This window comes from Rhizobium sp. OAE497, from assembly GCF_040546565.1.
GTDB lineage: Bacteria > Pseudomonadota > Alphaproteobacteria > Rhizobiales > Rhizobiaceae > Rhizobium.
In genome coordinates this window covers 1,622,263-1,639,872 of record NZ_JBEPOA010000001.1, presented here as the reverse complement: position 1 = coordinate 1,639,872, position 17,610 = coordinate 1,622,263, and the positions used below count along the sequence as shown (strand labels likewise).

Genomic DNA, 17,610 nt, shown 5'->3' with positions numbered 1-17,610 from the left:
TAATGCCTGAGCCTTGCGCGAGTTTGAACTCGGCTCAGATTTTCTTGCGCATCATCGCCATGGTCATGGCGAATTGACGGCGCCACTGGGCGGATTGAAGCGGCTGGTCGAAGAGCCCTGCCCCTGCCTTCTGCGCCTTCTTCAGCACCGGCTCGGCGATCGTCGCCGGCAGGAAGGCCGGGAAGACGCTTGCCGGAAGCATTGCCGCCCGTGCCTTAGCCAGATGATCGCGGCCGAGACCGGCGAAGGCCTCGATGGCCGCCGAAATCCTCACCTTGTCCTCGCCCGCCAGGAAGCTGTCGCGGTCGAGGCCGGTGGCGCTCAGGATTTCAAGCGGGATATAGACCTGCCCGCGGTGGCGGTGCAGCGGCATCAACAGCAGCATGCCGGCGATCGCCTGCGCGACACCTGCATGGCCCGCCGCATCGGCAGACTTCGCGGCATCCTCGGGCGACAGGACGAGGCTTGCGAGCTGGATCAGCGCCGAGGCGGTTTCGCCTGCATAGCCTTCCAGCGCACTGCGGCTTTCCATCGGATCGTCATAGAGATCGAAGATGCGCGCCTCGATCATGTTGACCAGCGTCTGGCGCGGCAGGCGGTGCGCCTCGATGGCGGTCAGCAATTCGGCTGCAACCGGATTGGCTTCGGTCGAGCCATGGGCGCTGCCTTCCAGGAGGTCGCGCCAATATTGCATGCGCACTTCGCCTGGCAGCGGCTCATGGACGAGATCGCGGACCTTGGCGAGTTCGGCATTGAAGGCATAGAGGGCAACGAGTGCGGCGCGCTTGTCGTCCGGCGACAGCAGGCTCGCGAGATAGCGGTCGCGATCATTGTCGCGCAGCATCGCCAGGCAGATCTCCTGGTTTCCAGGCTTCGTCTCGGACATGGTCAGACCGCGATCAATGCCGCTGCGACTGCGCGGGATTCGGCAAGCATGATGTTGTAGGTGCGAACCGCAGCGCCGGTGCTCATCGGATCCGACGAGATGCCTCGCGCCTTCAGCGCCTGCTTCAATTCCGGCGGCAGGCGCCGGAGCTCCGTACCGGTGCCGACCAGCAGCACTTCGATATCGCCGGCTTCATCGAGAACCTTCGTGAAATTCTCCACCGACAGCGGCTTGGTCATATCCATATCCCAGCCGTGGATGCCCGAGGGCAGGCACAGGATGGAGCCGCGATGCGACATGTCGGCGAAGCGGAAGCCGCCATTGCCATAGGTGTCGATGGGCGCGCGGCCCGGGAAATGGGCCTCGCGGATTTCGATGCCTTTTGCCATGATTTTAGACTGTGGCCTTTCCAGGTGTGCCGCCTGCCGTCTCGTTCTCATCCTCGTCGTCGTAGGATTTCGGGCGAAGCCTGAAGAGAATCAGGACCGGCGCAGCAATATAGATGGAGGAGAAGGTGCCGACGGCAACGCCAAAGAGCATCACCAGCGCGAAGGGCCGGATCACCTCGCCGCCGAACAGCGTCAGCGCCAGCAGCGCGAGCAGCGTCGTTGCGGCCGTCAGGATGGTGCGCGACAGCGTCTGGTTGATCGAGGCGTCGATCAGGATCGGCAACGGCATGCGCGTATAGCGTTTCAGGTTTTCGCGCATGCGGTCATACACGACGACGGTATCATTCAGCGAATAGCCGACGATGACGAGCAGCGCCGCGATACTCGTCAGGTTGAACTCGATGCCCGTGACCACGAAGAAGCCGAGCGTCAGGATGACATCGTGCAGCGTGGCGATGATCGCGCCGATCGCGAACTGCCACTCGAAGCGGATCCAGATATAGATCAGGATTGCCAACAGCGACGCGAGAACGCCGAGCGTCGCAGTGCGGGCAAGCTCGCCCGACACGGCCGGGCCGACCACTTCCAAACGGCGAAAATCGTATTCGTCCTGCAATTCGCTGCGCACCAGCGAGATCGCCGACTGTTCGGCGTTGTCGCCGCCGCCCTGCGACTGCAGGCGGATCATGGCACTGGCCGGATCGCGCAGCCGCTTGACCTCGACATCGCCGAGATTGAGCTCGCTGAGGCGCGAACGGATATCGTCTGCGTCGGCAGTACCGTCCTTCGAGCGGGCCTCGATCAGCGAGCCGCCGGTGAAATCGACGCCGAGATGCATGCCTGCGGTCGCGACACCCAGCATGCAGACGAGCGAAAGGGCTGCGAGCGCCGTGAAAGTGTAGCGGCGGATGCCGATGAACCGGACTGCGGTACCGTCGAAGACGTCGGTATGGACGCTCTTCGGCAGGTGCCTCAAGCGGCGGCGGCGCACCCATGCCTCGACCAGTGGACGGGTGAAAAGGAAGGCGGTGAAGGCCGTGGTGATGATCCCGGCCGCCAGCGTCACGGCAAAGCCGCGGATCGCGTCGCTGCCGAGGTAGAAGAGGATGGCGGCGGCCACCAGCATGGTGATGCTGGCATCGACCACGGTCATGAAGGCGCGCGAATAGCCGGCGGAAATCGCCTGATCCAGATGCAGGCCGGCCTTCAGCTCCTCGCGGATACGCTCATAGATCAGCACGCAGGCATCGACGGCGATGCCAATCATCAGGACCATGCCGGCAAGGCCGGGCAGCGTCAGCGGCGCCCCGAAGACGGTCAGCACGGCGACGATCATCAAAAGGTTGACCAGCAGGGCAACGCTGGCGATGACGCCGAGCATGCCGTAGAGGCCGATCATCAGCCCGGCCACCAGCACGGCGCCGATGATGCCGGCAATCAGGCCGGCATAGATCGCATCACCGCTGAGGCCCGGATCGATCGTCCGCTCCTCGACGATGGTCAGCGCCGCCGGCAGCGGGCCGGAGCGCAGCATGGCGGCGAGGTCTTCGCTTTCGTCGGGCGAATAGTTCAGCGGAATGCGGCTGCTGTCACCGACCGGCAGCTTGCTGAGCTCGGGTGCGGTCAGCACCTGATCGTCAAGCAGGATCGCCAGCGTGCGCCCGGCATTCTTCTCGACCAGATCGGTAAAGCGGCGCGAGCCGTCGAGATTGAAATTGAAGGTCAAGAAGGACGTATCCGGCGTCGGGCCTGGTTCGATGGCGAAATCGCCGAGATCGGACGCATGCAGCACTTCGGCCCGCTCAACGAGATAGGCGATCGGCGGGTCATCCTGCGAATAGACGATCTCGGATCCGGGCGGCACGCTGCCGGCCATCGCATCCTGTGCGCTGACGCTCGAATCGACGAGGCGGAACGTCAGCTTGCCCGGCTGGCTCAGCAGGTCCTTGAAACGCTGCGGATCGCCGAGACCCGGGATCTGGACGACCAGCCGGTCGCGGCCCGTGGGCGTTATGATGGGATCGATGCCGCCGGCTTCGATGGCGCGGTGGGCAACGATCGCGACCGAGCGCTCTAGCGCCGAGGCGAGCGTACGATCGATCGCCTTGTCGCTGATCTGCAGGTTGATCTGGCCGTCATTCGCCTTGGTGATCGCGATATCGGCATCGGGAACGCCGCCGGCCGGTACGGCGAGCGGTGCAAGCAGAGACAGCGCGCGATCGATCTGGGCGGCGTCGGTAATGCGGACCTCGACCGTCTGGGCGTTTCCGGCAAGTCCGGTATAGCGGATATTGGCATCGCGCAGCCGCGTGCGGACGCTGGCAACGGTGCTCTCAAGCCGGCTCTGGACGATATCGGCACGGTCGATCTTGACGACGAGATAGGCGCCGCCCCTGAGATCGAGGCCTGGCGTCAGTGCCTTGTGCGGCAGCCATTGCGGCAGGGAAGCAAGTGTATTGGGGGAGAAAAGATTTGGCGCGGCGGCCAGTGCCGCCGCGACGATGGCAAACCAGATCAGAAGAGTTTTCCAAAGGGAAAATTGACGCATTCTGCCTTTCCGATCTGGCTGCCGAAAGCAATGTTATGCAGCGTCGGCCTTGACCGGCTCGCCCTTGACGCGAACATCGGCAATACCGCTGCGGACGACGCGAACGCGTACGCCTTCAGCAATTTCCACTTCAACTTCCTTGTCGTCAACGACCTTCGTGACCTTGCCGACGAGACCACCGGCGGTAACGACCTGGTCGCCGCGGCGGATTGCGGAAAGCGTGTCGGCGCGCTTCTTGGCCTGGGCGCGCTGCGGACGGATCAGCAGGAAATACCAGACGACCATCAGCGGCACGAACAGGATGATCATTTCGAAGCCGGAGCCGAATGGCGACGCGGCAGTATCCGTTGCGGCCTGGGCAAATGCCGGGGTGATGAACATTGATAAACTCCTCAGCTGCGGGCGGCGAAATTCCGCCTCTCTTTTCAGTGGCCGGACTATAGTTGCGGTAAGAACGAATGCAACAAAAACAGCCGTGAGGCGTACCGAATCCGCTGCCTGATAACCTTTCGGCTGTGGAAAGGCCATGCTACCCCGCCACGAAAGACGGCAGGCGGCGTCCTGCCGCACGAAATTCAGGAGGACATCGCATGACTGACGAGATCAACAGCGTCATTCTGCAGGAGCTCAAGAGGCTGACGGCGGCCGTCGAACGGCTGGCCGGTCCGCCACCGGCGGTCAATGACTGGACGGCGGCAGACTGTTTCGTCTGGTCCCCTGCCCGCCAGCATCTGCAGCCGGTGGCGCGGCCGAACCGGGTGGCGCTGAAGCTGATCCGCGGCGTCGATCATGTCCGCGATATTCTCCACGAGAACACCGTGCGCTTCGCCGAAGGGTTTGCCGCCAACAACGTCCTGCTCTGGGGGGCGCGCGGCATGGGCAAGTCGTCGCTGGTCAAGGCCGTGCATGAGGATGTGCGGCGTGAGAGCGGCGTATCGCTGAAGCTCGTCGAGGTTCACCGCGAAGATATTGCCAGCCTGCCCGCCCTGCTCGACCTGATGAAGGATGTGCCGCACCGGATCATCGTGTTCTGCGACGACCTCTCCTTCGATCATGACGACACCGCCTACAAGTCGCTGAAGGCAGCGCTCGACGGCGGCGTCGAGGGACGCCCGGACAACGTGCTGTTCTACGCAACGTCGAACCGCCGCCACCTTCTGCCGCGCCATATGATGGAGAACGAGCAGTCGACGGCGATCAACCCGTCAGAGGCTGTCGAGGAGAAGGTGTCGCTGTCCGATCGCTTCGGCCTCTGGCTCGGCTTCCACAAGTGCAGCCAGGAAGATTACCTGACGATGATCGACGGCTATGCCGATCACTTCAAGCTGCCGCTCGAGCGCGAGAAGCTGCATGCCGAGGCGCTGGAATGGGCGACGACCCGCGGCGCGCGCTCCGGCCGCGTTGCCTGGCAATACGTGCAGGACCTCGCCGGACGCATGCGCATCGCGCTCGCCCGCGACTGAGATAAGACAAATCGCCAGAACGCAAAAAGCCCGGCTCGAAGCCGGGCTTTCGCATTTCCTCGTACGCGCTAACTATTCGAGGGAACGTGATCGGATTGACCGGCGAAGCATCCTTGCGGACTTCGAAATGGACCTGCGGCTGCTTGACGTTGCCGCTCATGCCGGAGACGGCGACGGTCTGGCCGCGCTGGATCTTCTGGCCACGGGTGACGCTCAGCGTATCGGCATTGCCGTAGACGGTGACGGTGCCGTCGTCGTGGCGGACGAGAACCGTGTTGCCCAGTTCCTTCAGGCCGTTGCCGGCATAGATGACGACGCCGTTTTCGGCGGCCTTGATCGGCGTGCCCTGCGGAACCGAGATGTCGATACCGTCGTTGCGGCTGCCGTTGACGTTGGCGCCGTAGGCGGCGATGACCGCACCGCGAACCGGCCAGCGATACTTGCCGATACCCGTTGCTTCCGGAGCCGCGGAGGCGACATCGGACTTCTTCTCGACTTCGTCGACGGTCTGCGTCGCAGCCGGTGCCTTGTAGGCGGCAGGCTGGTTCGATGCGGTTTCGGTTGCGGCCGGAGCAGCAGCCTTCGGCTCGGCGGCCTTAGCCGGGATCGAAGCCGTCTTCATCTGGTCGGTACCGGCAGAGCCGCCCGGAATGGTCAGCGTCTGACCGATGCGGATCGAGCTTGCCTGCAGGTTGTTTGCAGACTTGATGGCGTCGACGCTGGCACCGGTCGACTTGGCGATCTTGGCAAGCGAGTCACCCTGCTTGACCGTGTAGCTGCCGCTGCCGGCTGGAGCCTTGCCACCAGCTGCCGCGACCTTGCCCATGGAACCGTCGGCGGTGACCTGCGACTTGTCGCGGACCGTGTTCGCGCCCGGCAGAACGGCAACGTTCTGTTCCGGTGCCTTGTAGGGCTCGGGAGCCTTGCCCTGCTTGGAAAGGTCTGCCGTCTGCGCCGCCGACTTCGCAGCATTGCTGCCGCCGTTGAAGGTCGGGATCAGGATCGTCTGACCGGGCTGGATGGCCGAGGCAGACTTCATGTTGTTGACGCGGAGGATTTCCTTTTCCGGAACGCCGTAGCGGCGGGCGAGAACGGCGAGGCTTTCGCCCGGACGAACCGTGACCGACGGAGCGTTGGACGAGGACCAGCCGCTTGCCTTTGGCGTGGAGCCGGTCGTCAGATTGTCCGGAGCCGCGAGCTTCGGTGCAGCCTGCATCTTGCGCGGAGCGGAAGCCGAGGGTGATGCCGGGAACGGCTGAGCAAGCGCTTCCTGACGTTCGCGGGAAGCGGACGGTGCAGCGCCCGTCGGAGCCGAGAGCTCGGAACGCTGAACGGTGACCGGAGCCGATGCCATGCGGGCATTGGAGCGGATCGCACCGGTCGAAGCCGGGTAAGGCTGATTGTAGGATTGGTTGTTATAGGCCTGATTGTTGTTGCCGTAGGATGGCTGCATCGCGCCGCCGCCCTGCATATCAGCCTGCGGAACCGGATCGCCCTGCAGACCGCTCATGCTGCGGCGCGGGACCGAACCCGTCGTCATCTGATCCTGACCGGAACTGAAAAGACCGCCGCTGAAGCGCGACACATCGGAACTGCAGCCTGTCGCCGCACTCGCCAGCAAGGCGACGGCCAGAAGATTGAAGGCCGACCTTCCGAACTTTGGCGAAACACAAAAACTCATGACACGACCCACTCACAACGCAACCATTTGTGGGAGTATTAAAGCGCGTTAGTATTACCACGCGGTTAAAGCGCTGGAATTGGAGCGTTTTTTTAGAGGAATTGATAACCATAGTTTTGCGGGTGAGAAATCGCAGCCCGCAGGCACCGGCGCGTGGCGCCTGAGATCAGAGCTGCGAAGCGAGCCGCGGAACGATGGGCAGGTAGGGAACGGTGAAGAGCTCTTCGCGCTCGAAGCGGCTGCCGGTCTTCGTCAGACGCACCATCCGGCACTCGTCATCCGAGATCATCAGCGGCGCGATCATGGAGCCGCCGGAGACCAGCTGGTCGGTATAGAATCGCGGCATGGAGGCGAAAGCGGCGGTGACGAGAATACGGTCGAAGGTGCCCTCGCCCTGCAGGCCGTTGCTGCCATCGGCTTGGCGCACAATGATGTTGCGCAGGCTGAGCTGGTCCATGCGCTTCTGCGCGTTGACAACCAGCGTCTTGTAGCGGTCGATCGTCAGAACGCGCTCGGCCATGCGGCCCATGACGGCGGCCATGAAGCCGCTGCCCGTGCCAACTTCGAGCACGCGCTGGCCCGGCTTGACCTTCAGGTGATGCAGGATGCGGACGGCTGTATCGACACCTTCAACGAACGAACCGCATTCGATCGGGATCGTCCGCGTCGAATAGGCATCCTCGGCAAATTGAGGCGGTACGAAGAGCGAGCGCGGCGTCTGCTCGACTGCGGTCAGCAGCTCGATGTCGGAAATACCTTCGGCGCGCAGCCGCAATACGAGGGCCGCAAAACCTTCCTTCTCGACCAGCCGTGCTGACAATGCCTGATTACTCCGTACCTGAAAGCGCCCGCTCCACGCGGTCCTTCACGGAATAATCGGTCAAATCCAGTTTCAAAGGCGTTACCGAAATCTTATTATGCTTCAAAGCGTGGATATCGGTGCCTGCGGCAAAGGCGCCGGCGCGCTCGCCGAACTTCAGCCAGTAATAGGGAAAACCGCGGCCATCCGAGCGCGCATCGACCTGCAGGTTGAAGGCGAGCTTGCCCTGAGCGGTGACCTCGACGCCATCGACTTCATCCGGACGGCAGTTCGGGAAGTTGAGGTTCAGGAACGTGCCTTCGGGCAGATCGACCTTCATCAGCTTTTCGAGAAGTGCCGGCGCATGCGCCTCGCAGACTTCCCAAGGGACGATCCGCGCGCCATCGGCATAGACATAGGCCTGGCTCAACGCGAAGGAGCGCACGCCCTGCATCGTGCCTTCGATGGCGCCGGCGATGGTGCCGGAATAAGTCACATCGTCGGCGACATTCGAGCCGGAATTGACGCCTGACAGGATCAGATCAGGCTTGATGTCCATGACCTGCTTGACGCCCATGATGACGCAATCGGTCGGGGTGCCGCGCAGGGCGAAATGTTTGTCGGAGACCTTGCGCAGCCGCAGCGGCTCGGAGAGGCTCAGCGAATGCGCCAGGCCGCTCTGGTCCGTTTCGGGTGCAACGATCCAGACGTCGTCGGACAGAGTGCGCGCAATCCGCTCAAGCGCTGCGAGGCCTTCGGCATGAATGCCATCGTCATTGGTGAGCAGAATGCGCATCTCTTCAAGCCGCCCGTTCGATCTTCTTCAAACCGCCCATATAGGGCAGCAGCACGTCCGGAATAGTCACCGAGCCGTCTTCGTTCAGGTAGTTCTCCAGAACGGCGATCAGGCAACGGCCGACGGCGGTGCCAGAGCCGTTCAGCGTGTGAACGAACTTCGTGCCCTTCTCGCCCTTGGCGCGGTAGCGGGCATCCATACGGCGGCCCTGGAAATCGCCACAGACCGAGCAGGACGAGATTTCGCGGAAGGTGTTCTGGCCAGGGAGCCAGACTTCCAGATCGTAGGTCTTGCGGGCGCCGAAGCCCATATCGCCAGTGCAGAGCGTCATGGTGCGGAAATGCAGGCCGAGGCGCTTCAGCACCTCTTCCGCACAGGCCGTCATCCGCTCATGCTCGGCGACCGCGCTTTCGGCATCGGTGATCGAGACGAGCTCGCACTTCCAGAACTGGTGCTGGCGCAGCATGCCGCGGGTATCGCGACCAGCAGAACCGGCTTCCGAGCGGAAGGACGGGGTCAGCGCGGTGAAGCGTAGCGGCAGCTTTTCCTGCTCGAGGATTTCGGCCGAAACCAGATTGGTCAGCGTCACTTCGGCGGTCGGGATCAGCCAGCGGCCATCCGTGGTCTTGAAGAGGTCGTCGGCGAATTTCGGCAGCTGGCCGGTGCCGAACATCGCTTCGTCGCGCACCATCAGCGGCGACGAGACTTCGGTGTAGCCGTGCTCGCCGGTGTGCAAGTCGATCATGAACTGGCCGAGCGCACGTTCGAGACGGGCGAGCGGACCGGTCAGGACAGTGAAGCGCGAACCCGACAGCTTGGTGGCGCGATCGAAATCCATGTAGCCGAGGGATTCGCCGATTTCGAAATGCTCTTTCGGCGCATGGTTCCAGCGCGGCTTTTCGCCGATCGTGCGGGTGACGACATTGCCGCTCTCGTCGGCGCCGACAGGAACGTCGTCGAACGGCACGTTCGGCACGCGCGACAGCACGTCGTTGAGTTCGGCGCTAAGCTGGCGCTCCTCCTCTTCGGCGGCGGGCAGCGTCACCTTGATGTCGGCGACTTCGGCCTTCAGCTTCTCAGCGAGCTCGCTGTTCTTCTGCGCCATCGCCGCGCCAATTTCCTTGGAGGCAGCGTTCCGGCGCGACAGCAGGTCCTGCGCCTTCTGCACGGCGGAGCGGCGCTTTTCATCGAGGGCGACGAGGGACTGGGCCAAAGCCTCCGCACCACGCTTTGCAAGCGCGGCGTCGAGCGCCTCGGGGTTCTCACGGATCCATTTGATATCAAGCATTGTCGTTCCGGGTCGTTGCAAAACAGGAACCGGCCGAAGCCTGACCTGGCTGCGGCCGGAAGATACGGAAGCGTATGGGAAGAGATTGCGAAGCCGCTCAGACGCTGTCCGTGTTGGCAACGTCCGCGGATCGTTCCGCCTCTTCGACCGCCTGCCGCGCACGCTGGCGCTCGACGAGTCGAGCCGCGTGGATGGCAATCTCGTAGAGAAGGATCGTCGGCAGTGCAAGACCGATCTGGGACATCGGATCGGGCGGCGTCAGCACCGCGGCGACGATGAAGGCCATGACAATGGCGAACTTGCGCTTCTCGGCAAGCCATGCGGACGTCAGCAGGCCGACACGGGCGAGCAGCGTGGTGATGACGGGAAGCTGGAAGACCAGGCCAAAGGACAGCACCAGCGTCATGATCAGGCTCAGATATTCCGAGACCTTCGGCAGCAGCGAGATGGCGACATCGCCATGACCCGGCGTCTGCTGCATGGCCAGGAAGAACCACATGACCATCGGCGTGAAGAAGAAATAGACGAGAGCCGCGCCAAGCAGGAACAGGATCGGCGATGCGATCAGGAACGGCAGGAAGGCAGCGCGCTCGTTCTTGTAGAGGCCGGGGGCCACGAACTTGTAGATCTGTGCCGCGATGATCGGGAAAGCGATCACCACGCCGCCGAACATCGCCACCTTCACCTGCGTGAAGAAGAACTCCTGCGGGGCGGTGTAGATCAGCTGCGCCTTGTCGACATCCATGCCCGCCCAGGTGACGGCGAGCTTGTAGGGGTAGACGAGGTAGTTGAAGAGATGCTTGGCGAAAAAGAAGCAGACGATGAAGGCGATGAAGAACGCGCCGATCGACCACATCAGCCGCCTGCGCAGCTCCATCAGGTGCTCGATCAACGGCTGCGGCTTGTCTTCAATATCACCGCTCATGCCTCATCCTTTTTCTTTGCTGCTGCCTTCTTCGGGGCAGCTGCGACCTTCTTTGCAGGCGCAGCCGTCTTGGCTGCTGCCGTCTTAGCCGGTGCCTTAGCCGGGGCAGCCTTGGCTGCAGGCGCAGCCGCTACGGCCTTTGCTGCGGGCGCACGCTTTGCCTTGGCCGCGGGAGCGGCAGCCACAGGCTCGGCCTTTGCCTCAGCGGCGGCGCGCGGCTTGCGCACGGCCTTCGGCTTTTCAGCAACGACAGGCGCAGCAACCGGTTCGGCTGCGGGTGCCGGCGTAACCACCGGAGGCGTCTCCGGCAGGCTCATCGAGGGAGCCGGCACGCTTACCGGCACCTCGGTCTTGTTGTCGACCTTGGTTGCATTCTGAAGGTCGGCCTTGATGTCGTTGCCCATCTGGCGCAGCGGGTTCATCGCGTCGCGCAGCGTATTGGCGGGGTTGAGACGCTGGGCGTCGGCGAGCGTCTGGCGCACCTCGTCGAGATCGGCCTCACGCAGCGCCTCGTCGAATTGCGCACGGAATTCACCGGCAACCTTCTTGGCGCGCTGCGTCATCTTACCGAACGCACGCAACATCGGCGGCAGATCCTTCGGACCTACCACCACAATCAACACGACCGCGATGACAAGCAGCTCGGTCCAGCCAATATCGAACATTCAAGGCTCCTGGAGGGGAAGCGGGGCAAGCCACCCGTCCCCGGACTAATTACTTCGTTTCGTCGGCCTTGTGATCGACGGTCTTCGACGCCGTTTCCGGCGCGTCTTCGTCGTTCATGCCCTTCTTGAAGCTCTTGATGCCCTTGGCAACGTCGCCCATCAGCTCCGGAATCTTTCCGCGGCCGAACAACAACAGCACGATGACCAGGACGATCAGCCAGTGCCACATGCTAAAAGAACCCATTACGCATACTCCCTGTTGCGATGTCTCTTCGATGTAAGAGTTTCCGACATCGTTTCCAACATCAAAATTCCCCTTATATTGACGCTTAATGTCACGGCTTTGACCTTTGTGACAAGCCACTGCGCCATCGAATTGTGGTGATGAGTATTGTTTTCGCCCTCAGTGGCAAAACAAAGACAAGCCGGTGCTAATCTTCCGATGCGCCACCCGGCGCAAGAAGCCCCAATTCCTCAAGATCCATATGGGTGATCGGATCTTCGTCCTCGGTCAGCTCATCGTTCATCGAGGGCGACGGGATATTGAAATTGGCCGGGATGCGGCCGGAGAGCAGCCCTGCTCCCTTGAGCTCTTCAATACCAGGCAGATCGCGCAGTTCCTCAAGGCCGAAATGGTCGAGGAAATCACGGGTGGTGCCGAGTGTTACGGGGCGGCCGGGCGTGCGGCGGCGGCCGCGGAAACGCACCCATCCGGCCTCCATGAGAACGTCGAGCGTGCCGCGCGAGGTCTGCACGCCTCTGATGTCTTCGATCTCGGCGCGCGTCACCGGCTGGTGATAAGCGATGATCGCCAGCACTTCGAGAGCAGCGCGCGAAAGCTTCTTCGTTTCGTTCTCATCACGGCGGATCACAAATGAGAGATCGGCGGCCGTGCGGAAGGCCCAGGCGTCGTCCACCTGCACCAGATTGACGCCGCGGGGCGCATATTGCTCCTTCAACCGGAGCATGATGGCGCGGACATTGAAATGCTTGGCGATGCGATCGGCAATGAAGGCTTCGGAGACCGGCTGCGCCGAGGCGAAGACCAGTGCCTCGGCGATGCGTTCGGCCTCAAGCTCGGCCTGAAAGTCCTGACTCTCGGCGCCCTCGCCTTGCTCCGCGCCGATATCGTCCTCAGGATCGATCACAGCGGCGTCTCCTGCTCGATGACCTGCAGCGTGGCATGCTTCGGCCCGCGGCGCATGTAGAGCGGCTCGAAGGCGCCGTCCTGGCGGATTTCGAGCTTGCCCTCGCGCACCAGCTCAAGCGAGGCGGCAAAGGCGCTGGCGATCGCCGTGACGCACTCTTCCGGCGAAGTCATGTAGCGCAGCAGATAGTGCTCCAACGCCGTCCAGTCGGAGACATCGCCGATCATCCGGGTCAGCAGCTCGCGCGCCTCGGTGAGCGACCAGACGGTGCGCCGGGCGATCGTCACCTGGGTCACGGCCTGGCGCTGGCGCAGCGTCGCATAGGCGGTCAGCAGATCGTAGAGGCTGGCTTCATAGGCGGACTGGTGGCGATCGGGGATATGTTCCGGTGCGCCACGCGCGAAGATATCCCGGCCGAGACGGTTGCGGTTGACGAGCCCGCTCGCGGCCTCGCGCATCGCTTCCAGGCGCTTCAGGCGGAAGGCGAGCGTTGCCGCCATCTCCTCGCCGGAGGGGCCGTCATCCTTGATCTGCTGCGGGATCAGCAGGCGCGATTTCAGGTAGGCAAGCCAGGCCGCCATGACGAGGTAGTCGGCGGCAAGCTCGATGCGGATACGGCGGGCGCTCTCGACGAACTGCAGGTATTGCTCGGCAAGCGCCAGGACCGAAATACGCGACAGGTCGACCTTCTGATTGCGGGCGAGATAGAGCAACAGGTCAAGCGGGCCTTCGAAGCCGGCGACATCGATGACCAGCGCCGGTTCATGCGAACCGCGCTCGGTGCCGCTGTCCTGCCAAAGCTTGTCCATCGGCGTTGCCGACTGCGACCGCTCCGGAGTCTTGACTATGTTCAACTCTGCCTCTCTTCCGTTTCTCAGACGGCTGCAAACATCGCGTCGAATTCGCTGCGGATCGCGGCCTCGTCCGACTGATCGGCCTTTGGCATGCCGGCCAGAACCGCGTTGGCGCGCTCGAGGGACGCGCCCGCGAGCGCCGGCACATTGGCGACCACCTGCTGCATCTCGTCCATGTGGCCATTGCAATGCAGCACGATATCGCATCCGCCTGCAATGATATTCGCGGCGCGCTCGCCGATCGTCCCGGCCAGCGCGTTCATCGATGTATCATCGGAAAGCAACAGGCCGTTGAAGCCGATATGCTGGCGGATGACGCCGTCGATCACCTTGCGGGACGTCGTGGCCGGATTGCTGTCGTCGATCGCCGTGAAGACGACATGGCAGGTCATGGCGGCCAGTTCGTCCTTCATGGCGATGAAGGGCGGGAAGTCATGCGCTTCGAGCTCGGCGCGCGAAACGGTGACGACAGGCAGCTCGTGATGGGAATCGGCAAAGCCGCGGCCGTGCCCCGGCATATGCTTCATCACCGGCAGAACGCCGCCGGCCTTCAAGCCCTCGCTCGCCGCACGGCCCATCTCGGTCACCGTCTTCGGATCGCCGCCATAGGCGCGGTTGCCGATGACATTGCTGCTGCCTTCGACCGGCACGTCGAGAACCGGGAGGCAATCGACATTGATGCCGAATTTCAGGAGGTCGAAGGCGTGCAGGCGCGACATCAGCCAGGCGGCGCGAAGCCCCTGCTCGCGGTCCTGGCGATAGATATCGCCGAGCGCCTGACCGGATGGATAGTGCTGCAGGATCGGTGGGCGGATGCGCTGGACGCGTCCGCCTTCCTGATCGATCAGGACCGGCGCATGCCAGCCGACGCTCTCGCGCATTTCGGCGACGAGATCGGCGATCTGCTGCGGCTCGGAAATGTTGCGTCCGAAAAGAATGAAGCCCCAGGGGCGTTCCGCCTTGTAGAAGGCCTTTTCTTCCGGGGTCAGGGACAGGCCGCTACAGCCCAGGATCATCGCTTTTGATTCGGTCATACCCGAATCATAGAGGTGTGCGCCCGAATTGCGATAGGCCGGTCAAGCGGCATTCACAGGAAAGGCAGTGCAAAAACGAAAACGGCGGGCCTGAGCCCGCCGTTTCGATGCAGTGTGAAGCCGATTACTTCGAGATCAGGCAGCTACCACCAGCGGCGCGATACTTCTCGCAGATCGCAGCGGCTTCATCCTTCGAGGATGCCGGGATGCGGACGCGGTAGAAGGTGCCCTTGCCGGCGATGTCGGCCTTGCGGATCTCGTAGCTGCGGCCGGAAAGAACGCTGGCAAACTTCTTGGAGAGGCTTGCGTAGGACTTGTTGGCTTCAGCTTCCGATGGCAGCGATGCGATCTGGACGCCATAGGCACCCGACGGTGCAGCGGCCTGCGGCTGGGTGGCAGCCGGGGCGACGGAGGCGACCTCGGTCGGCTTCGGCTGTTCTGGTGCAGCGGCTGCGGCAGCAGGCTTTGCGGCCGGGCGGGCAGCCGGGACCGGCGCCGTGTCGGCCGGCTTTGCGGCGGCCTGCGGCTGAACCGGCGTCGACTGGACCTGACGGACCGGAGGCTCGACATTGGCCGGGTTGCTTGCGGCAACCTTGGCAAGGACCGATTCCGAAGCGGCAGGCTGAGCCGGCGTATTCTCGACCGGGGTCGAGCGGATATCGGCAGAGGCCACTTCCGTGCTTGCCGGGAAGTTCGCAGCAGAGCCGTTCGGCTTGATGGTCGTGGTCTTGACCTGATTGACGGCGGGCGCGTCAACGGGTGCCTCATCTTCACGGGCAACCAGCGTGCCATCAGGCTTGACGATCATCGTGCGGACCTTGCGCGGCGAAACGGCCGGAACGCGGTCTGCATCGTTGTTGGCAGCGGCTTCCTGCTGCTCCTGGCCTGGCAGCAGGCGCGGATCCTCGGTATCGCTGACCGGCGTGCTGACGGCCTGGTCGGTGATGTCGCCGTCGTTATCCTCAGGTGCGACCTCAGGCGTCAGCGTGCGCTGAACGACGTCGACAGGCTGTTCGTCGGACGACACCAGTGCAGTCTGCTTCGGCGTCTCGGTGGCGCCGGCAACGCGGTCGTAGACGGCCTTGTCCTGGTTCGGAACGGTCTTGCCGCCCGGATTATCCGGAACGACCTTCACCGGCTCCTTGTCGGCAGCGATGATGCGCGGCTCGCCGGAACCGCCGGCAATGCCGGTAGCGGCAACGACGGTGTAGAGGCCATAGGCGCCGCCTGCGAAGACGACGACCATGGCAGCGGCAGCCAGCATCCGCTTCATCGAGCGGGCGCGATGCATGTCTTCGGCAGCACCGGCAGACTGGATGTGAACCTCGGCAAGCTGCTCGGTCCGCTGGACCGGTTCGCGCATGCTGCGGCGCAGATCTTCTTCCAGAGCGCGCTCGAGATCATCGAGACCGGCAACAGCGGGTGCTGCAGGCTTCTGAGCCGCGGGAGCGGAGGCCTGCGATGCCCAGGCGGGCGCAGCAGCCGGAACGGCTTCCTTGGACTTGATCGGGTCGAACAGGCTGGCGATCTCGGCATCGACGTCGAAATCGAAATCGTTGACCGGAGCGGCAGGCTTGTGCTGCTCGACAGGCGGCAGCGCCGGAACGTGCATTTCGCCAACTGCTTCCGGATGACCGTCGGCGTCGGTGATCATCGACGGATCGAAGGGAAGTTCTTCGACGGGCTCGACAACAGTTGCACGGACAGGAGCCGCAGGCTGCGGCGCAGGCGTGAAGACGGCTGCCGGCGAATAGGAAACCGGTGCAGGCGTATAGGCCGGCTGAACCGGACGCGGCGCTTCTGCAACGACAGGCGCAGGCGCGATCGGGCGCGGAGCGACAACCGGTGCCGGAGCGACGGCAACAGGTGCGGGCTGAGCGCGAACAGGAGCCGGAGCCACTGCGACCGGCTCTTCCTTGACGGGCTCTGCGAAATCGAGATCGGCGAGTTCCAGTTCGATGCCTTCGAGATCGAGTTCGAAGTCATGACCTGCGAAGGGATCTTCCTCTTCGGCCGGAGCAGGCTTTGCCGCCACGACAGGTGCCACCGGCTTTACCGGTTCCGGCTGGTGAAACTGCACTGGCTCTTCGCGAACCGGCTCCGGAGCGCGCTGCGGCACCGGGTAACGGGAAACATCAGCCAGAAGGTTGTCGATATCGAAGGCGGTTGCTTCATCCTGGGGCAGCGCCTCGGTCAGCGCTGCGTCGGAAGCAACGATGCCATCCTTGGCGGCAGCGGCGAGATCGAAGGCCTCGTGCGATACCGGCTCAGCGTAGACAGCTTCGGCAACCGGCGCCTGCTCGACGACTTCGGGCTCTTCGTGGCGATCGATTTCGGCCGGGAAGCCGGAAGCGACGGGAGCGAATTCCTCGGCAACGTCGAGTGCAGCAAGTTCCTGCAGGGTTTCTGCGGATGCCACTTCGGCAACCGGCTGCGGCGCAGGCGCAGCGGCAACGACAGGCACGGGCTCGACCGCAACCGGACGGGCCGGCTCTTCGCGGCGGGCCGTATGGAAATTGGCGAGCGGCAGCTTGATGCTGGCGGCAGACCACTGCGGCGCCTTGGCAACCGGAGCAACCGGCTGGGCAACCGATGCGGCACCGATCGACATTTCGAGTTCTTCGATCAGATCGCGGGCGCCGCCGTTGGAGACTGGTTCGGAGGGCTGGACCGCCCATTCGGCGGCAGCAACCTGACCACCGGTCCAGGCCTGCGTTTCCTCGGGCTCATAGGCCGCTGCGACCGGCTCAGCCTCGTAGGCTTCCGGCTCGACGTAGACAGGAGCCTCTACGGGCTCCTGCGGAGCGGCAGCGTGCTCGTAGGCAACGGGCTCATAGCTTGCGGCTTCCTCAACGGGCTGCTCGGCCGGATGGTCGAGTGCACCCAGCGGGCGCGGCGCGTCGTAGCGCTCGAATTCCCGCAGCAATTCGTCTTCGAGATCGAAGGCCGGCTCCTGCCGGACTGGCTCTGAGACAGTATTGGCCGCTACCCGCGGCTCGAAGCCAACGATGCGCGCGAGTTCCGCGAGCGGATCGTTTTCATCGAACAGCTCCGTCTTCTGTCGCGCGTCATACGCAAGTTGTTTGTCTGCCATACCCATCCCACTCAAAAGCCAACGCGGTCAATGCCAGCGC

The 17,610-nt window shown here is 63.4% G+C and carries 15 protein-coding genes and 1 pseudogene; 1 reads left to right on the top strand and 15 read right to left on the bottom strand.

Going from position 1 to position 17,610, the window contains the following annotated elements; translation table 11 throughout:
• Positions 1-34: 34 nt before the first annotated feature.
• Genes ABIE40_RS08515 through yajC form a run of 4 tightly spaced genes read right to left on the bottom strand, consistent with a single transcriptional unit; the run spans position 35 to position 4,204 of the window.
• Positions 35-886, bottom strand: a complete 852-nt coding sequence (locus tag ABIE40_RS08515) for a phytoene/squalene synthase family protein (protein WP_199629378.1) — start codon at positions 884-886, stop codon at positions 35-37.
• Between the two features lie 2 nt (positions 887-888).
• On the bottom strand, positions 889-1,275 hold the full coding sequence (locus ABIE40_RS08510) for an Mth938-like domain-containing protein (RefSeq protein WP_112711586.1): 387 nt from the start codon (positions 1,273-1,275) through the stop codon (positions 889-891).
• Between the two features lie 4 nt (positions 1,276-1,279).
• Entirely contained in the window at positions 1,280-3,823 is a 2,544-nt protein-coding gene (gene secD / locus ABIE40_RS08505; protein ID WP_199629379.1) for a protein translocase subunit SecD, read from the bottom strand.
• Positions 3,824-3,856: 33 nt separating this feature from the next.
• Positions 3,857-4,204, bottom strand: a complete 348-nt coding sequence (yajC, locus tag ABIE40_RS08500; protein ID WP_130278439.1) for a preprotein translocase subunit YajC — start codon at positions 4,202-4,204, stop codon at positions 3,857-3,859.
• A 209-nt stretch (positions 4,205-4,413) separates the two neighbouring features.
• Here yajC and ABIE40_RS08495 point away from each other — a divergent pair, with 209 nt between their 5' ends.
• Positions 4,414-5,286, top strand: a complete 873-nt coding sequence (locus ABIE40_RS08495) for an ATP-binding protein (protein ID WP_199629380.1) — start codon at positions 4,414-4,416, stop codon at positions 5,284-5,286.
• A 76-nt stretch (positions 5,287-5,362) separates the two neighbouring features.
• Here the strand turns inward: ABIE40_RS08495 and ABIE40_RS08490 are convergent.
• The 11 genes and pseudogenes from ABIE40_RS08490 to ABIE40_RS08440 all read right to left on the bottom strand — a co-directional run.
• Positions 5,363-6,967: pseudogene (locus ABIE40_RS08490) on the bottom strand (LysM peptidoglycan-binding domain-containing protein); the annotation flags it as partial.
• Positions 6,968-7,133: 166 nt separating this feature from the next.
• Positions 7,134-7,787 carry a protein-L-isoaspartate(D-aspartate) O-methyltransferase gene (locus tag ABIE40_RS08485; protein ID WP_199629382.1) on the bottom strand — a complete coding sequence of 218 codons (654 nt, stop codon included), beginning with the start codon at positions 7,785-7,787 and terminating at the stop codon, positions 7,134-7,136.
• A 7-nt stretch (positions 7,788-7,794) separates the two neighbouring features.
• Positions 7,795-8,562: a 5'/3'-nucleotidase SurE gene (gene surE / locus ABIE40_RS08480; protein WP_199629383.1), complete on the bottom strand. Its 768-nt coding sequence runs from the start codon at positions 8,560-8,562 to the stop codon at positions 7,795-7,797.
• Positions 8,563-8,566: 4 nt separating this feature from the next.
• A complete protein-coding gene (serS, locus tag ABIE40_RS08475; RefSeq protein ID WP_112711579.1) occupies positions 8,567-9,850 on the bottom strand; it encodes a serine--tRNA ligase in 1,284 nt (427 codons plus the stop codon).
• 97 nt (positions 9,851-9,947) lie between these two features.
• Positions 9,948-10,775 (bottom strand): twin-arginine translocase subunit TatC, encoded by an 828-nt coding sequence (gene tatC, locus ABIE40_RS08470; protein ID WP_112711578.1) that lies wholly within the window; start codon positions 10,773-10,775, stop codon positions 9,948-9,950.
• On the bottom strand, positions 10,772-11,440 hold the full coding sequence (tatB, locus tag ABIE40_RS08465) for a Sec-independent protein translocase protein TatB (protein WP_199629384.1): 669 nt from the start codon (positions 11,438-11,440) through the stop codon (positions 10,772-10,774). Before tatB ends, tatC begins: the two co-directional genes overlap by 4 nt.
• Before the next feature lie 49 nt (positions 11,441-11,489).
• The gene (locus tag ABIE40_RS08460) at positions 11,490-11,684 is read right to left on the bottom strand and encodes a twin-arginine translocase TatA/TatE family subunit (protein ID WP_112711576.1); all 195 of its coding nucleotides are present in this window, start codon (positions 11,682-11,684) and stop codon (positions 11,490-11,492) included.
• A 187-nt stretch (positions 11,685-11,871) separates the two neighbouring features.
• Positions 11,872-12,588: an SMC-Scp complex subunit ScpB gene (scpB, locus tag ABIE40_RS08455; RefSeq protein WP_199629385.1), complete on the bottom strand. Its 717-nt coding sequence runs from the start codon at positions 12,586-12,588 to the stop codon at positions 11,872-11,874.
• Entirely contained in the window at positions 12,585-13,397 is an 813-nt protein-coding gene (locus ABIE40_RS08450) for a segregation and condensation protein A (RefSeq protein WP_502944803.1), read from the bottom strand. The genes scpB and ABIE40_RS08450 overlap by 4 nt, the downstream gene beginning before the upstream one ends.
• Before the next feature lie 65 nt (positions 13,398-13,462).
• Positions 13,463-14,476 carry a beta-N-acetylhexosaminidase gene (gene nagZ, locus ABIE40_RS08445; RefSeq protein ID WP_199629387.1) on the bottom strand — a complete coding sequence of 338 codons (1,014 nt, stop codon included), beginning with the start codon at positions 14,474-14,476 and terminating at the stop codon, positions 13,463-13,465.
• A 124-nt stretch (positions 14,477-14,600) separates the two neighbouring features.
• A complete protein-coding gene (locus ABIE40_RS08440; protein ID WP_199629388.1) occupies positions 14,601-17,570 on the bottom strand; it encodes an SPOR domain-containing protein in 2,970 nt (989 codons plus the stop codon).
• Between the last annotated feature and the right edge of the window lie 40 nt (positions 17,571-17,610).

What these genes read in the sequence shown, in the direction of transcription:
- ABIE40_RS08510 (WP_112711586.1), bottom strand. Translation starts at nt 1,275, where the DNA reads ATGGCAAAAGGCATCGAAATCCGCGAGGCCCATTTCCCGGGCCGCGCG.
- nagZ (WP_199629387.1), bottom strand. Translation starts at nt 14,476, where the DNA reads ATGACCGAATCAAAAGCGATGATCCTGGGCTGTAGCGGCCTGTCCCTG.
- tatC (WP_112711578.1), bottom strand. Translation starts at nt 10,775, where the DNA reads ATGAGCGGTGATATTGAAGACAAGCCGCAGCCGTTGATCGAGCACCTG.
- ABIE40_RS08515 (WP_199629378.1), bottom strand. Translation starts at nt 886, where the DNA reads ATGTCCGAGACGAAGCCTGGAAACCAGGAGATCTGCCTGGCGATGCTG.
- ABIE40_RS08495 (WP_199629380.1), top strand. Translation starts at nt 4,414, where the DNA reads ATGACTGACGAGATCAACAGCGTCATTCTGCAGGAGCTCAAGAGGCTG.
- ABIE40_RS08440 (WP_199629388.1), bottom strand. Translation starts at nt 17,570, where the DNA reads ATGGCAGACAAACAACTTGCGTATGACGCGCGACAGAAGACGGAGCTG.
- tatB (WP_199629384.1), bottom strand. Translation starts at nt 11,440, where the DNA reads ATGTTCGATATTGGCTGGACCGAGCTGCTTGTCATCGCGGTCGTGTTG.
- ABIE40_RS08450 (WP_502944803.1), bottom strand. Translation starts at nt 13,397, where the DNA reads ATGGACAAGCTTTGGCAGGACAGCGGCACCGAGCGCGGTTCGCATGAA.
- surE (WP_199629383.1), bottom strand. Translation starts at nt 8,562, where the DNA reads ATGCGCATTCTGCTCACCAATGACGATGGCATTCATGCCGAAGGCCTC.
- serS (WP_112711579.1), bottom strand. Translation starts at nt 9,850, where the DNA reads ATGCTTGATATCAAATGGATCCGTGAGAACCCCGAGGCGCTCGACGCC.
- ABIE40_RS08460 (WP_112711576.1), bottom strand. Translation starts at nt 11,684, where the DNA reads ATGGGTTCTTTTAGCATGTGGCACTGGCTGATCGTCCTGGTCATCGTG.
- secD (WP_199629379.1), bottom strand. Translation starts at nt 3,823, where the DNA reads ATGCGTCAATTTTCCCTTTGGAAAACTCTTCTGATCTGGTTTGCCATC.
- yajC (WP_130278439.1), bottom strand. Translation starts at nt 4,204, where the DNA reads ATGTTCATCACCCCGGCATTTGCCCAGGCCGCAACGGATACTGCCGCG.